The 15,066-nt window shown below is 66.4% G+C and carries 15 protein-coding genes; 5 read left to right on the top strand and 10 right to left on the bottom strand.

Going from position 1 to position 15,066, the window contains the following annotated elements; all coding sequences use genetic code 11:
• Positions 1–9 precede the first annotated feature (9 nt).
• Complete coding sequence (locus tag HWE17_RS23720; RefSeq protein WP_035819934.1) at positions 10–408, top strand: OsmC family protein; 399 nt, start codon at positions 10–12, stop codon at positions 406–408.
• Positions 405–1,292: a pirin family protein gene (locus HWE17_RS23715; RefSeq protein WP_176390467.1), complete on the top strand. Its 888-nt coding sequence runs from the start codon at positions 405–407 to the stop codon at positions 1,290–1,292. The genes HWE17_RS23720 and HWE17_RS23715 overlap by 4 nt, the downstream gene beginning before the upstream one ends.
• Before the next feature lie 6 nt (positions 1,293–1,298).
• On the opposite strand, the gene HWE17_RS23710 is transcribed toward HWE17_RS23715, so the two are convergent.
• The 6 genes from HWE17_RS23710 to HWE17_RS23685 form a co-directional block, all read right to left on the bottom strand.
• On the bottom strand, positions 1,299–3,776 hold the full coding sequence (locus tag HWE17_RS23710; RefSeq protein ID WP_176390466.1) for a TonB-dependent receptor: 2,478 nt from the start codon (positions 3,774–3,776) through the stop codon (positions 1,299–1,301).
• A gap of 112 nt (positions 3,777–3,888) precedes the next feature.
• On the bottom strand, positions 3,889–4,851 hold the full coding sequence (locus tag HWE17_RS23705) for a FecR domain-containing protein (RefSeq protein ID WP_176390465.1): 963 nt from the start codon (positions 4,849–4,851) through the stop codon (positions 3,889–3,891).
• Positions 4,851–5,369: a sigma-70 family RNA polymerase sigma factor gene (locus HWE17_RS23700; protein WP_369681771.1), complete on the bottom strand. Its 519-nt coding sequence runs from the start codon at positions 5,367–5,369 to the stop codon at positions 4,851–4,853. The genes HWE17_RS23705 and HWE17_RS23700 overlap by 1 nt, the downstream gene beginning before the upstream one ends.
• A 105-nt stretch (positions 5,370–5,474) precedes the next feature.
• Entirely contained in the window at positions 5,475–6,077 is a 603-nt protein-coding gene (locus HWE17_RS23695) for a metal-dependent hydrolase (protein ID WP_035819929.1), read from the bottom strand.
• Between the two features lie 486 nt (positions 6,078–6,563).
• Positions 6,564–8,180, bottom strand: a complete 1,617-nt coding sequence (locus HWE17_RS23690; RefSeq protein WP_255206372.1) for an FHA domain-containing protein — start codon at positions 8,178–8,180, stop codon at positions 6,564–6,566.
• 215 nt (positions 8,181–8,395) lie between these two features.
• A complete protein-coding gene (locus tag HWE17_RS23685; protein WP_176390463.1) occupies positions 8,396–9,238 on the bottom strand; it encodes a class I SAM-dependent methyltransferase in 843 nt (280 codons plus the stop codon).
• 144 nt (positions 9,239–9,382) lie between these two features.
• Here HWE17_RS23685 and HWE17_RS23680 point away from each other — a divergent pair, with 144 nt between their 5' ends.
• Positions 9,383–9,808 carry a DUF2177 family protein gene (locus tag HWE17_RS23680; RefSeq protein WP_255206371.1) on the top strand — a complete coding sequence of 142 codons (426 nt, stop codon included), beginning with the start codon at positions 9,383–9,385 and terminating at the stop codon, positions 9,806–9,808.
• Here HWE17_RS23680 and HWE17_RS23675 read toward each other — a convergent pair.
• The 3 genes from HWE17_RS23675 to HWE17_RS23665 all read right to left on the bottom strand — a co-directional run bounded on the left by HWE17_RS23675 (position 9,789) and on the right by HWE17_RS23665 (position 11,980).
• The gene (locus tag HWE17_RS23675) at positions 9,789–10,739 is read right to left on the bottom strand and encodes a PP2C family serine/threonine-protein phosphatase (protein WP_176390462.1); all 951 of its coding nucleotides are present in this window, start codon (positions 10,737–10,739) and stop codon (positions 9,789–9,791) included. The two genes, HWE17_RS23680 and HWE17_RS23675, sit on opposite strands and share 20 nt — an antisense overlap.
• Positions 10,740–10,888: 149 nt before the next feature.
• Positions 10,889–11,329, bottom strand: a complete 441-nt coding sequence (locus HWE17_RS23670; RefSeq protein ID WP_035819923.1) for a glycine zipper domain-containing protein — start codon at positions 11,327–11,329, stop codon at positions 10,889–10,891.
• Positions 11,330–11,449: 120 nt separating this feature from the next.
• On the bottom strand, positions 11,450–11,980 hold the full coding sequence (locus tag HWE17_RS23665; protein WP_099400634.1) for a GNAT family N-acetyltransferase: 531 nt from the start codon (positions 11,978–11,980) through the stop codon (positions 11,450–11,452).
• 173 nt (positions 11,981–12,153) lie between these two features.
• Between HWE17_RS23665 and HWE17_RS23660 the strand changes: the two genes are divergently transcribed.
• Both HWE17_RS23660 and HWE17_RS23655 read left to right on the top strand, forming a co-directional pair.
• Positions 12,154–13,602 carry a M20/M25/M40 family metallo-hydrolase gene (locus HWE17_RS23660; protein WP_176390461.1) on the top strand — a complete coding sequence of 483 codons (1,449 nt, stop codon included), beginning with the start codon at positions 12,154–12,156 and terminating at the stop codon, positions 13,600–13,602.
• Between the two features lie 6 nt (positions 13,603–13,608).
• Positions 13,609–14,514, top strand: a complete 906-nt coding sequence (locus HWE17_RS23655; protein ID WP_176390460.1) for a LysR family transcriptional regulator — start codon at positions 13,609–13,611, stop codon at positions 14,512–14,514.
• Between the two features lie 19 nt (positions 14,515–14,533).
• Here HWE17_RS23655 and HWE17_RS23650 read toward each other — a convergent pair.
• Positions 14,534–15,066, bottom strand: a 533-nt coding sequence (locus tag HWE17_RS23650) for a TolC family protein (protein WP_176390459.1), incomplete at its 5' end; no start/stop codon positions are given.

Genomic DNA, 15,066 nt, shown 5'->3' with positions numbered 1-15,066 from the left:
AGGAACGCCATGACCATCAAAGCCATCCGCGACCAGTCGCAAGCCATGCGCCACATCGTGCACGTGCGCGATCACATCATTTCCGCCGACGCCTCGGTGGCCGAAGGGGGCGGCGACGCCGGCCCGTCGCCGCACGACCTGTACGACGCGGCCCTGTCGGCCTGCAAGGCGCTCACCGTCGTCTGGTACGCCAAGCACAAGGGCATTCCCCTGGAGCACGTGGAAGTGTCGACCGAGCGCGACGCCAGCGAAGAGCGCAAGGGCGTGTACCGCCTGGCCACCACCCTGCACCTGACGGGCGAGCTGACGGAGGCGCAGCGCCAGGAATTGCTGTCGGCCGCCGGAAAATGCCCGATCCACAAGCTGATGACGGCCGTCACCACGGAAATCACCACGGTGCTGGCATGAGCGCGGCCATCCTGAAAAGCCACGAAAAGGACCTGGGCGGCGGCTTCGTCGTGCGGCGTTTGCTGCCTTCCGCCGTCAAACAGGCCGTCGGCCCCTTCATTTTCTTTGACCATTTCGGCCCCATCGACGTGGCGCCCGACGCCAACCACGACGTGCGCCCGCATCCGCATATCGGCCTGGCTACCGTCACCTACCTGTTCGAGGGCGCGATCGACCACCGCGACAGCATCGGCTCGTACCAGCGCATCGAACCGGGCGCCATCAACTGGATGACGGCCGGGCGCGGCATCGTGCATTCGGAACGCACGCCACAGGACCTGGCGGGTCAGCCGCACCGCACGCACGGCTTGCAGCTGTGGGCCGCGCTGCCGAAGGCGCACGAAGAGGATGAACCGAGTTTCACGCATACGCCGCAGGCCGACATTCCCGTGGTGCCGCTCGATGGCGCCGTCGTGAAGGTGTTGATCGGCACGGCCTTTGGCCAGACCTCGCCCGTGCGCACCTATATGCAGACGGTGTACCTGGACGTGGCGCTGCAGGCGGGGCGCGAGTTGCGCCTGGAAGGCTTGCCGCCGGAAGCGGCGATTTATCCGATCAGCGGGGATGTGCTGGTCGATGGCGTGGCGCTGGTGCCGCACACCATGGCCTTGCTGGAAGCTGGTGCCGCGCCCGTGGTGACGACAGGCGGCGGCCCGGTACAGTTCGTCGTCATCGGCGGCGAGCCGCTGGACGGCCACCGCTTCCTGTTCTGGAACTTCGTCTCGTCGAGCAAGGAGCGATTGTCGCAGGCGGCCGACGACTGGACCGCCCAGCGCATGGGCAGCGTGCCGGGCGAGACGGAATTCATCCCGCTGCCGAAGGCGCCATTGCGTCCTCCGGCATAAGCTGGATTAGAACCGCGCGCGCAAGGTCAGTTGCGCCTTGCGCGGCTCGCCATAGAAATTGCCCCACGCCGGCGCGCTCACCGTCTGGTAGTAGCGCTTGTCGAGCAAGTTCGTCACGGACAGCGACGCCGTCCAGTTGCGGTCGATCTGGTAGGCGCCGCGCGCGCTCCACAAGGCATATGCGCCTTGCGCCACCTTCACGTCGCGCGTCGTGCGCGAGCTCTCCGTCTGGAAGTTCACGCCGCCGCCCACGCTCCACTTCTGCAAGGCGCCGGGCAGGCGGTAGTCGCTCCACGCGCGCAGCATGTGGCGCGGCGAGTAGGTACTGGCGAACATCACGCCTGCGTCCGACGTCTGTTCCAGGTATTTGAAGTTGTTCAGGGTGTAGCCGGCGAACAGCTGCCAGCCCGGCGTCACTTCGCCGCTGATTTCCGCATCGACGCCTTCGCTGCGCACCTTGCCGGTCGAGAAATAGCACTCCGTGCCGCTGGTGCAGATATTGACCAGATCCGCCTCGGCGCGGTTGCGCTGTTCGATGCGGAACAGCGCCAGCGAGGTATTGACCTTGCCATCGAACAGTTCACCTTTCACGCCCACTTCCAGGTTGCGCCCTTTCAGCGGCTCAAGCAGGGCGCCTTCGGCCGTGCGCTGGTTTTGCGGCTGGAAGATGTCGGAGACGCTGGCGTAGCCGGACCAGCGCTTGTCGAACGCGTAAATGACGCCGCCATACGGCGTGACGACGCCGTTTTCGCGGGACGGATCGAGATATACCTCGCCCGTGTCGCGGTACACGCTGGTCGATTTGAAATTCGATACGCGCGCGCCCGCCACCACGGTGAGCGGGTCGCTGACGCTGAATCGGGCCACGCCATAGGCACCCGTCTGTGTCATGGTGGTCAGGCTGTGGCCGCCGCCATATTGTTTCTCGCGTATCCAGGCATCGCTCGGTTCCGCCACGCCGTGATTCGGTTGCAGCGCGCTATTGGGCAGCTTCATCATGGCCAGGCTGTAATCGCTGTCGCTTTCCAGCCGGTTCGTGCTGACGCCGGCGCTGAAGCCGTGGCGGCGGCCGAAGGCGTTGAATTTGCCATCGAGCGACAGGTCGAGTCCCTTGTTGGTGGTGCCGTAGTCGAACACGCCCGCGTACATCATCATGCCGGCCATGGTGGCGGGATTGAGCGCGCCCAGGTTGAACATGTATTTCACGTCATGCTGTTCGCGCGTGTAGTTGGCGCTGGCCTTGAGCGACCAGTCGGCATCGAAGCGGTGTTCGAATTCGGCGAAGGCGGCCGTCTGGCGGCTGTCCCAGCGGTTCCAGTCCGCGCCCAGGTAGGTCGAGCGGGGCAGTTTCGGGTCGCTGCCATCGAGGTAGCGGGGCATGCCGGAGAAAAACGGCGTCGATTTCAGTTTTTCGTAGCTGGCGCCCGTTGTCAGCTTGCTGCCCGGCGCCAGGTCGAATTCCAGCACGCCGTACAGCACGTCGGTGCGGCTGTCGGCCACGTCATAAAAATAATCGCGCTGGTCGTGCGCGGCCACGGCGCGGCCACGGATGCTGCCCGACTCGTTCAAGGGGCCGGTGACGTCGACTTCGCCGCGCACGTCGTTCCAGCGGCCCGCGCTGAGCGCCAGCTGCACCTGCTTTTCCGCCAGCGGGCGCTTGCGCACCATGTTGATGGCGGCGCCCGGCGAACCGGTGCCCTGCAACAGGCCCGTGGCGCCGCGCACGATTTCGACGCGATCGAGCATGGCCGTGTTGCTGGTAAAACTGTTCGCCTGCGGGTAGAACATGGCGCGGTTGACGCCATCGAACTGGTAAGTGTCGACCATGAAGCCGCGCGAATACACATAGCGTCCGCCCATGGGACTGTCGTACATGGTGATGCCGGTGGTGTTGGCCAGTACGGCGTCGATGGTGTTGAGGTTCTGGTCGTCCATCTTCTGGCGCGTGACGACGCTGACGGATAACGGAATTTCGCGCAGGGTTTGCACGCCCTTGCCGACGGTGACGGCGCGCGCCGCGTACGAGTTGCTGTGTTCACTGACGGGGTCGCGCTCCATGCTGGCGCTGACGGTCACGGGCGCCATGGTCTTTTCCGTGCCGGCCGCCGCTGCGGACGCTGGCGCCGCCTGGCGCAGCACGTAGGCGCCGTTCGGCAGCTGCACGGCTTCCAGGCCGCTGCCGGCCAGCACCTGGGCAAAACCCTGGCCGACATTGAAGCTGCCGCGCACGCCCGGCGAGCGCAGGCCGCGTGTCTGCGCGGGATCGGTCGACAGGCTGACGCCGGCGGCGACGGCAAAATTGTTCAGGGCCGTGGCCAGCGGACCGGCCGCAATGGCGTAGGCTTGCGGTGCCGCCGCGGCAGCCTGGCCTTGCGCCAGGGCGGGGGCGGCGACAAAGGCGGCGGGGGCGGCGCACGCCATGGCGAGGACGGCCAGGCGGATGGCGCGCGCGGCGGGATGGAGGACGGGGGTGGTCAGCTGCATGCTCGGTCTTTCTGTTCAGGGTATGGTCAATGGAGGATGAATCGGCTACTTATCTATGAAGCCGAAGCATCGCAGCGAAACACCAACCCCTGGCGCAAAAAACTGAAAATAATTATGTGGCGCGGGCCGCCACCGTGGCCCAGTAGCGCGTGAAGTACGTCACTTGCAGCCCGTGCGAGGCGCACAGGCTTTCCAGCACGGCGTCGATATCGTCGAGGCGGTAGGTGCCCGTGACGGGGCGCCGTGCCACGCCAGCATCGCAGACGAGACGCCCGCGCCGGTAGCGCGCCAGTTCCCGCACCAGCCGTTGCAGGGGCCAGTCGGCGGCCACCAGCATGCCGCGCAGCCAGCTGTCCTGGTGCGCAGGCATGATCTGCACGTCATCCGCGCCGGTTGCGCTGAAACGCAGCTGCTGTCCCGCTTCCAGGCGGCGCAAGGCTTCCGTGCGCGCCGCGCAGCGCACTTCCACGGCATGTTCGTAGACGCTGACGGTGCTGCCATCGCCGTCACAGCGCACGCCGAAGCGCGTACCGAGCGCGCGGATCACGCCGTGCGGCGTGTCGACGAGGAAGGGGCGCGGGTCGGGCGCCGTCGTGATGATGATTTCGCCGTGATGCAGGCGGATGCGGCGGTGCGTGGCGCTGTAAGCGACATCCAGGGCGCTATCCGTATTCACTTCCAGGCGCCCGCCATCGGCCAGGGTGACGTGGCGGCGCTGGCCCGGCGCTGTGCGCAAGGATGCCGTCAGTGCTTGCCATGGGCCCGATTGCAGGCCCGCCTGGCCCAGCGCGATGCCGCCGCCGGCCGCCACCAGCAGGGCGAGTATTTTGGCGGCCGCGCGCCGGCGCTGCTGCGCCGCCTGCAGCGCGGGAATCGCCAGCGCTGCCGGTATCGCGCCCAGCTGGCCGTCCATGCGCTGCAGCAGTTCCCAGGCCCGTTCATGCTCGGCGCTGGCGTCGCGCCATGCCTGCAGGGCAGCCGGGTCGGCGCTGCCGCACTGGCGTTCCACATGCCAGTGGGCGGCGGCGGCCAGCACCTTGCGCGCGATGGGAATGGAAGGGGATGGGCCGAACATCAGGCGGCCGCCAGCATCAGGCATTCCGTGTAGGCGCGCACCAGGTGCTTTTTCACGGTGGGCAGGGAGACGCCGAGGCGCCGGCTGATGTCGACATAACTGAGCTCCTCGATCTGCGCCAGCAGGAAGATGGCCCGCGTGCGCGCGCCCAGGCTGTCGAGCAGGCGGTCGATGGCGAGCAGGGTTTCGATGATGATGGCATGCGTTTCGGCGCTGATCGTCGTCGGCTCGGCTTGCTGCGCCAGCGCTTCCAGGTAGGCTTGCTCCAGCGCCTGGCGCCGGTAGCGGTCGATCAGCAGGCCGCGGGCGATGGTCGCCAGGTAGCCGCGCGGCTCGCGCAGGGGCGCCAGTGGTGTCAAATCGCGCTTGCCCAGCAGGCGTAAAAACGTGTCCTGTGCCAGGTCGGCCGCCTCGGCGCGGTTGCCCAGCTTGCCGCGCAGCCAGCCATACAGCCAGCCGTGGTGCTCGCTGTACAGTGTTTTCAGGTGGACGGCATGGACGGGACTGACGGTGCTCACTGCGTTCTCCAGGCAAGGGAAGAGCTGGGCTGACGGAACGCGGGGTGCCGGCTGGCTGGGCTGTTTGAGAATGATACTCATTATCACATTGCCACGCGGCCGGCGTCAATTGGCGTCGCCGCCCAGGCGCCAGCGCAACTGCCATTGTTGCAGATTTGCCCAGGCTTGCTGCAGGGCAGCGGCGGACCAGTGCAGCAGGCTATCGAACGCCAGGACGGTGCGCTGCCAGTGGATGCCGTCAAAAAACACGTGGTCGGCCACGATGGTGGCGGCCAGCCAGGCGGCGATGATGACGATGATGTCGTGGCGGCCGCTCTTCCACCAGCGCAGCGAGTGGCGGCGGAAGATCCACGGCACACCCAGCGGATTGGGCCAGTCGGCCAGCAAATGCATGATGCCGCCGGCGGCAAAGCCGAACAGGGGCGGCGCCCACAAGTGGTGCGGCAATTGCAAGTAGGTGTAGACGAGCAGGGCGATCCAGGCCAGGCCCCAGTGCGTCCACGTGCGGTGCGTGATCCACAGCCGGTGCGTGCGCGCCCACCAGGCCACTTCCAGCCAGTCCGGCGCCGTGCCGCCCAGCGCGCCCATGACAAAGGCGAGCATGCTCAGCACTTGGTAGGGGCCACCGGCGCCAGCGTGCGCGACCAGGGCCGCGGCGATCACGCCGGCAGCCCAACCGGTCGCATGATGCGCTTTGTTGGAAGCCATAGAAAATGTAAAACGCCATGCGTGGCGTTGTGTGAAATGCAGGGGATATTAACTGGATGAATATACAGTATGCAAGGGCGTGGAGGGGTGCTATTTGCAGAATATCTGCCGATAATTTGTTAAATTGTGTGTCGGGAGAGCTTGGCCAGCGGCCTCGGCAACGCATGCCGTCCCGTCAATTGTGTTATGCGGCTGATAATGTAATCGGCGCAGGGCGCGCTATGCTGAAAGCAGTCCTGTGTTTTGAAGAGGTGTCGCCATGAAAATCCCGCGCGAATTGCAGATTCCCGCCCTCGTGTTTTCGCTGGAAGCGGTGTTTATTATCGGGCTGTCGCTGATTTTTCTCGTACTGGTGCCGCGCTAGCGTCCGAAAAAAGGCCATAGCTGCGTTGCACTGCCTTGCCGTACATTCGTACTGTCTTCGGCAGCGCGCCTTGCTCTGACCATTTTTCAGACGCTAGCGGTCAGGTGGCGGGAGGCGTTGTATCAGGCAGTTTGCATGGCGCTATCGCACAGCGCCGCGCCTTCGGTGCGGATGATCCAGCATTCGGGATACGATTCGCTGGCGAAGCGGTTATGGCGCGCAAAGCCGCTGAGCTTGTCGAGCGCGGTGGCGGGGGCCAGCGCCGTTTCCTTGCCGCTGGCCGTATCGATGTGCCAGAAACCGCCGTTGCGGTGGAAGAGCACGGGCAGGCAGCTGGCCTGTGGCGTGGCAAGGTGGCTTGCCGGTGTGGGCTGGGTGTCGGGCAGCAACAGGTAAAAACACTCGGCGCGGGCGCCGTGGTCGATGCGGTGCAAGATCACGCCATGCGCGAGCAGGGCCGTGACGCTGAGCACGACGATGCCCTTGATGCTGGCAGACAATTCAATGCGCATGCCCAGGCGCAGGGCGACGGGCTTGTGTTTGCCGGGCCACACGCCGTCGAGCAGCAGGCCATAGCGCGACACGTCCTCGATTTCAAAGCCTTGCTGGCCGCGCCGGATGATGGCGTGGCGGCCCGACAGGCGGCGCGTCAAGCCATTATTGTCCTGGCCGTCGGGACTGAAATGGCTGAGCAGTACATCGGCTTCCGGGTCGACCAGCTCAAAACGCCCCAGCATGCATTCTTCCAGCGCGAACAGGCGGATCTGGCGCTGTTCGCCCGCTTCCGGCGCCGCATTGACGAGGCAGGCGGCCTGGCTCGGGTGCGGATGGCAGTGGCTGGCGGCGGGCAGGTCGACCTCGATCAACTCCTCGTCCCAGGCAATCGTGGTAAAACCCATGTCGATCTTGCCTTGCGGCGCAGACAGATCCACGTGGGCAATGCCGGCATTGCGCGCCGTGACGTCGAGGTTGCAGCCGTCGCCGCCCGTGACGCGGGCAATCGACGCGTCGTCGGCCATCACGCGCACGTTCTTGTGCGTGCTGAGGAAGATCTGGTGGATCTCGGTCAGGGTGGCGTCGCGGCGCGGCACGAGGATGACAAACGTGCACACCCATTTCTGCGCCACGGCGCCATCGACGTGGCTGTGCACTTCCACTTCAATCTGGTATTGCCCGTGTTCCTTGTTGCGCGAGGAAAACTCGACAAATACGGGACGCCAGTCGCCGCGCGTGGTGCGCACGAAATCATGCTGCACGTGGCCGCGCGGGATCAGGTCCGAGCGCAAGCGCAAGGTCAGCTGCGGCGCGCAGGCGGCGCTCATGCCGCGCAATTCCATTTTCAGGGTTTGCCGTCCGCCCGCCGCACGGGGATCGAAGCCGCTGATGTGCAGGTGGGCTTGCGCGGGCTGGTAAGCTGATGGCACCGTTGGCGGCGCAACGGGCGCTGGCGTGAACGCCGGGGTGGCGGTAGAGGCCCCCACGGAGCGGCTTACCGTTTGAATGGCAGCATCGCGAATAACGGCATCGCGAATAACAGCATCGCGAATATCAGAATCATGTGCAGGGACGTGCGGAAGCGCCGTTGCCGATGGCTCGGAACGGGCGCTGCGCTGTGCGGTCAACAGGTCGTAGCTACTGGGGGCAGTCGTCGCTTGCGGGTGGTTGCCCGCGCAGACTGTTTCCCCAGGCAAGACCCAGAACGTACAGTGCGGGTGCTCCGGGTTGCTGCATTTTTTCATGACATTCTGACTCGAATCGAGCGGGGACATTCTGCCCTCTGTTATACATGAGAGCTTACGCGCTTTTGCGCCCGCTTGGCAACATTCGTGGCGCGGGAATGCGCTCTTTTTGCCCAAATTCATGTCCTTGGTCACACCTTGCCATGCATGCCATGGAAACTATTGCTCAAAAACACATTTTATGTCTTTCTGGATATGTTATTTTGCCATGATACTCATTCGCGCCGTTTGCTGACGATGACTTCCAGATACTCGCCCGGTACCACCAGCGAGTGGGCGCCGGCCGTATTCAGGCGCTCCAGCATGGCGAGCAGTTCCTGTTCCAGCGCCCCGGCGCCAGCCGTGTCCAGCGCGGCAAAGGCCTTGTGGACGGGGCCGTAAAAATCGCGGAACACTTGCAGCCAGTGTTGGGCGGAAGCGTAGCGGAAATTGAAGACCTTGCCTTGCCCGTGCACCTGCTCGGCTCCACGGCCGAACAGGTCGCGCACATACGCTTCCTCGCCCCAGCGGGCCGGCGACGCCATGCCTGCCGGGGGCGGCACATATTTGCCTATGGTCTTGAAGAGTTGCCCGACAAAGCCGTCCGGCGTCCAGTTGGCCATGCCGATGCGCCCGCCGGGCCGCAGCACGCGCAGCATTTCGCTGGCCGCGCGCCGGTGGTCGGGTGCGAACATGACGCCAAAGGTCGACAGGGCCGCGTCGAAACTGGCGTCGGCGAAGGGCAGGGCTTCGGCGTCGGCCACGCGGAAGGTCACGGCCAGCCCTTCCGCCTCGGCGCGCGCGCGGCCCTTGTCCAGCAGCGCCGGCACGTAATCGGTGGACACGACGCGGGCAAAGCGGCGCGCCGCCGCCAGGGTGGCGTTGCCATTGCCGGCGGCGATGTCGATGACGTCTTCCCCGGCGCGGATGTCGGCGGCCTCGGCCAGCGACTCCCCGACCGGCTGCAGGGTCACGCCGATGACGGCGAAGTCGCCGCTGGCCCAGCCTGCCTGCTGGCGCTGCTTGATGGCGGCGTAGTCGGGCGCGCCGCCCTGCGGTGATGGGATGGTGTTGCTCATGGCGTGCTCCTGACGTTGGAGGGGGCTATCCTTCAGACCGCGCGCCATGGGCATGGTTCAATTTAACCAGGCCGCCGTGAGCGTGGCGGCGTTTTGCATTATGCTGGCGCAACCGTTGCCCTCAACACCGCTTGATGCCGAAAGATGACCATGCCCGTCCAACGTCCGCTCCAGCTTGCCATAGCCTATGGCGCCACCTTGTGCGTGTTCCTGGCCATCGACGCCCTGTGGCTGGCGGTGCTGATGAAGCCCGTGTACGCCGCGGCGCTGGGGCCGCTGCTGGCGGAGTCCCCCCGCTGGGCGCCGGCCATGCTGTTTTACCTGCTGTACGTGGCGGGGCTGCTGGTCTTTGCCATTTTGCCTGGCTTGCGTGCGCGCCGCGGGCGCACGGCGGCGGCGCTGGGCGCGCTGCTCGGACTGCTTGCCTACGGCACCTATGATTTGAGCAACTATGCGACCTTGCGCGACTGGCCGCTGGCCTTGACGGCGATCGACATGGTCTGGGGCAGCGTCTTGTCGGCCGTGTCGGCAACAGCCGGCTACCTGGCCGCTAGCCGCCTGGGACGGTGAACGCCGCCTCGAAGCGCAACGCCACCATGGTAATGTTGTCGCTATGCAAACCTGTTGGCGGATCGGAGAGGAAATCGTCGAACAGGGCGCTGACGGCCTGTGCCGCAGTCTTGCCGGCACACAAGGCGGGCCAGCGGGCCGTCAGGGCCAGCGGCTCCTCGCACGCCCAAAAACCGTCGCTGGCCAGCAGATAGTGGGCGCCGGGGCGCACGCGCAGCACGCGGCGGTCGCCCAGGTGCGCGAGGAAAGGCGGCAGGGTGGCCGCGTCGAGGCCGATCAAGGGCTTGTCGAGCTGCAAGCTGTCGCTGATGGCGTTGCCCAAAATAAATGCCTGCGAGATCTGCGGATGGTGCTCGCCATGCACGGCGGCACGCCAGCGCGGCTCGTCGAGCGCCCCGCGCATGGCGTACACGGTGGCCGGCACGTGGTCGACGGTGAGGATACTGGCCACCCCGTCGGCAATTTCATACAGGCGCGAATCGCCCACGTGATACAGCAGCGGCGCCTCGCCGGGCGGCACTTCCAGCAAGGTCAGGGTGGTGCCGGGCGGACGCGCCTGGGCTGGCGCGATCCTGGCGAAGGTGTCCTGCAAGCGCGTGTGCAATCCGTCGAGCCTGGCTGCCAGGCTGGCCGTGTCGAGACAGGCGGGCATGGCCAGCAAGCCTTGCACGGCCGCTTCCGCCGCTTCGCGCCCAAGGCCGTGGCCGCCCATGCCGTCAAGCACGGCGGCGCGCACATGGCCGCGCGGCCAGCCCGGCACCTGGCAGTGGAATGGCGCCTGCCGCGACAGGCAGACGGCGTGGCCGCTGGCATCGATCAGCAGGAAGTTGTCTTGGTTTTCGCGGCGCGGCAGGGGACCGGCACCCACGCTGCTGCCGGCGGCGGCGTCGAGCCAGGGGCCGAAGTCGAGCTCGTCTTTAATTAAATGCATCGGTTGGTGCGGTCCAGGCGGCCAGCAATGTTGATCATAGGACACAGCTTAGCCGATATTGTGCGGGGGTGATACCTTGCATATTCATAAAAAAAACCTGCGGCAGCAGGCTGGCGCAGGTTTTGCATGGTGCGGGTGCAGGGCGGTGCTTAACGGCGATGGCCCCAGCCGTGACCGTGGCCACGGTCGTAGTAGTCGCGGCGGCCATGGTCGCGGTAATAGCCGCGTCCTGGTTGCACGTAGACGACGGCCGGCGGGCCGTAGTAGCGCGGTGGCGGCGCGTAATACACCGGCTGCGGGGCAGGGGCGTAGTACACGGGCTGCGGCGCCGGCGCGTAATAGGTTTCGCGGTAGCCGCCGCGATAGCCGCCACGGTCGTAATAGCGGTCATTCGTGCTGATGCTGTTGCCGACGGCTGCGCCCAGCACGCCACCGACGATCGCGCCATTGCGCCCGCCGGTGCTGTTGCCAATGGCCGCCCCGACAACGGCGCCTGCAACGGTATTGAAGTCGCGGTCACCGGCGACTGCGGCCGAAGACACAGCCACTGCCGCTACCATTACCGCACCCAGGAGTTTCTTGTTCAACATGGCATTTCCTTCCATTCCGGCGAGATCACAATGATCTGCATGAAGTGGACTATATCCGCTGCCGCACGCTTGTTCCACGTCTAATACAACTTATTACAATCGCGCCCCGGCCGTAACAAGTCAGCGCTGGCGCGCCTGCCATTCGGGACGCAGCAGGCTGTACATTTTGACATCGCGCATCACGCCATTGATAAAGAAGGCCTGGCGCAGCAAGCCTTCCTGGGTAAAGCCGTTCTTTTGCGCGATGCGCTCGGAACCGATGTTCAGCGGGTCCATCAGCAGCTCCAGGCGGTGATACGGATAGGCGTTGAACAGGTAGTCGACCACCAGGCGCGTCGCTTCGCTGATGTAGCCGCGTCCGTCCCGCTGCCGGTCGAACAGGCGGTAGCCGATCTCGCGCGAGGCTGGCGTGCGGCTCTTGAAGTGCGTGATCGTGCCGATGATGTGCTGTGATTGGTCTTCGATGAGGAACAGTTCGCTGTCCTCCGTCACAAATCCCGTTTGCAGGAAGTCGCGCCGCATGGCCTCGGGCGACTTGAACTGCATCGAGAAAAACTCGCCGCGCGACGGCAGGTCGTTGACGAGGGCGATATAGGTATTCAGGTCGGCGGCCTGCAAATGCCGGACGGTACAGAGTGTTCCCTTGAGCATGGCGGTTTCCGGTAGCGATCACGATCTCGATGGTAATCGACTCCGGGGGGACAGGCAATCGATCCCGTAAAAGTTGCTGCAATGACAGAATAAATACGCTATCGTAGAAAAAGTCGCGCCTTGCCCATGGCCACGGCGTACCCGCTTCGACCTCGTTGACTGGATTTGAATACATGCACAGCATCCTGACTGGCGCGCCACTGCGCCGTTCCGCTTTATCCCTTGCCCTGGGCTGCATCGTCAGCGCTGGCGCCATTGCGGCCGCGCCGGGCAATACGCCGCAAGCGCTGGCGCAGGTGCGCGACACGGCGCTGCAAAGCGATTGGGCATATGCCCGCCTGGCCGACATGACGGATCTGATCGGCCCGCGCCTGTCCGGTTCCGCCGGCGCCGCCGCCGCCGTGCGGCAGGTGGCCGAGACCATGCGCCAGCTGGGCGCCACCGTCACCTTGCAGCCCGTGAAAGTGCCGCACTGGGTGCGCGGCGTGGAAACGGCGGAAATCGTCGATTACGCGGGCCGTCCGCAGGGCGTCAGCCAGCGCGTGGTGCTCACCGCCCTGGGCGGCTCCGGCGCCACGCCGGCCGCCGGCCTGACGGCGCCCGTGATCATCGTCAAAAGCCTGGAAGAACTCAAGGCCCGCGCGGCGCAAGTGAAGGGCGCCATCGTGCTGATCGACACGCCGTTCGACCAGGAGATGGCCGAACGTGGCCTGGCCGGCGTCACCTATGGCCAGGGTTCGCGCTCGCGTTTCCTGGGACCGAAGGCGGCGGCCGACCTGGGCGCGGCCGCCGCGCTGGTGCGATCGGTCGGCGGCGCCGACTTCCGCATTCCGCACGCGGGCGCCACGGGCCTCGACGAGAATAAACGCATCCCGGCCGCCGCCGTCACGGTGGAAGACGCCTTGCTGATGGGCCGCCTGGCCGCGCGCGGTCCGATAAAAATGCACCTGACCCTGACGCCGCAAAACCTGCCGGAAGCGGACAGCTATAACGTCATCGCCGACTGGCCGGGCACGGACAAGGCCGACGAAGTGGTTGTGGTGTCGGGCCACCTCGATTCCTGGGACCTGGCGACGGGCGCGCACGACGACGGCGCCGGCGTGGTGGCGGCCATGGGCGTGGTGGAAACCCTGAAAAAGCTCGATTACCGTCCGCGCCGCACCATCCGCGTGATCGCCTGGATGAACGAGGAAAATGGCGGACGTGGCGGCCAGGCCTATTTCGAGGCCCACAAGCAGGCGCTCGGTAAGCAATATGCGGCCATCGAGATGGACAGCGGCGCCGGCCGCCCGTTCGGCATCCTCGCCAGCGTGGGGCCGAAGTCGGAAAAACTGTTCGCACCCCTGCGCGCGGCCCTGCTGCCGATGGGCGCGCATGCCTTCACGCGCCGCGACGCGCTGGGCACGGGCGACTTGCACCGCCTGGAAACGGGCGGCGTGCCCAGTTTCGAGCCGCTGGTCGACAGCCATAGTTACTTCCACTACCACCACACGCCGGCCGACACGCTGGACAAGGTCGATCCGGATAACCTCAAGCGCAACGTGGCGCTGATGTCGTCGCTGGCCTGGTTCCTGGCCAATATCGATGGCGAGATCGGGCGCGCGCCGGAGCAGGGCGAGTAAGCGCCAATGTCGCTACCCGATCTGAACCTGTTGATCACCCTCGATGCGCTGCTGGCCGAAGGCAGCGTCACGCGCGCCGCGCGGCGCTTGCGCCTGAGTCCATCGGCCATGAGCCGCGCCCTGGCGCGCCTGCGCGAGACGACCGGCGATCCGCTGCTGGTGCGCGCCGGCCGTGAACTGGTGCCCACACCGCGCGCGCTGGAGCTGCGCGCAAGAGTTGGATCCCTGTTAGGCGAGGTGCTGGCCGTGCTGGGACCGGCGCAGCAACTCGATCCGCGCCAGCTGGAGCAGACATTCACGCTGCGTGCGAGCGACGGCTTCGTGGAAAATTTCGGTCCCGCGCTGCTCGCGCATATCGGCGCGCAAGCGCCTGGCGTGCGCCTGCGCTTCGTGCAAAAGGTCGACCGTGAAAGCGTGCAGCTGCGCGAGGGCAGCATCGACCTGGAAACGGGCGTGATCGGCAGTCTCACCAGCCCTGAAGTGCGCACGCGCAGGCTGTTCGGCGACCGTTTCGTGGGCGTGGTGCGCAGCGGCCATGCGCTGGCGCAAGGCGAAATCAGCGCCGAGCGCTATGCGGCCGGCCAGCATGTGCTGGTGGCGCGGCGCGACCAGGATACGGGGCCGATGGACGACGCGCTGGCCGCGCTGGGACTGCAGCGCACGATCGCCAGCATCGTCGGCGGCTTTACGGCGGCGCTGGCGCTGGCCGCCGGCTCCGACCTGATCGCCACCGTGCCGGAACGGCATACGGGCAATCTGCGCGCCGGCATGTTCAGCTTTGCGCTGCCGCTGCGCATGCCGGACCTGACGGTGTCGCTGATGTGGCATCCGCGCATGGATGCCGACCCCGCCCACCGCTGGCTGCGCGGCTGCGTGGTCGACGCCTGCGCCGGCCAGATCGGCGCCGTTTGACGCCGCCGGCGCCTGTCTTCTAGCGCTGCACCGGTCCGTCGAAGCCGCCCGCCATGGCCGTGTAGCCATGGGCCGTGGCGATGGCCACGTCGCGATGGGCCGTCACCAGCTGCTCCTGCGTGGCCAGCGCGATGCGCTCCGCTTCGAGCACGCCGAACAGGCTTTCCGCGCCTTCCTGGTAGCGCACCCTGGCCAGGCGCGCGCTGTCCTGCGCCAGCCGGTGCGCCTCGCGCAGTGCCGCATGGCGGCTGCGCAGCTGCACCCATTGCGCGATGGCGCTGTCGGTTTCTTCCAGCGCCAGCGCCAGTGCCTTGTCGAAGCTGGCCTGCGCGGCCAGCACGTCGGCGCCGGCCGCGCGGGCGCGGACGCGGCGCGTGCCGCCATCGAACAGCGGCAGGGTAAAGGCGGCGCCCGCATGCCAGCGCGCCGCGGCGCCGCCATGCCAGTCGCCGGCCCCGCCGGAGGCGCCGAACAGCGCGCCCAGGCTGATGCGCGGGAAGCGCTCGGCGATGGCCGCGCCTTCGCGGGCACTGGCCGCCGCCAGCGCGCGTT

Origin of the sequence: Janthinobacterium sp. BJB401 (assembly GCF_013372745.1) — a bacterium.
Lineage (GTDB): Bacteria > Pseudomonadota > Gammaproteobacteria > Burkholderiales > Burkholderiaceae_D > Janthinobacterium > Janthinobacterium rivuli.
This window is presented reverse-complemented; position numbering and strand designations above follow the sequence as displayed.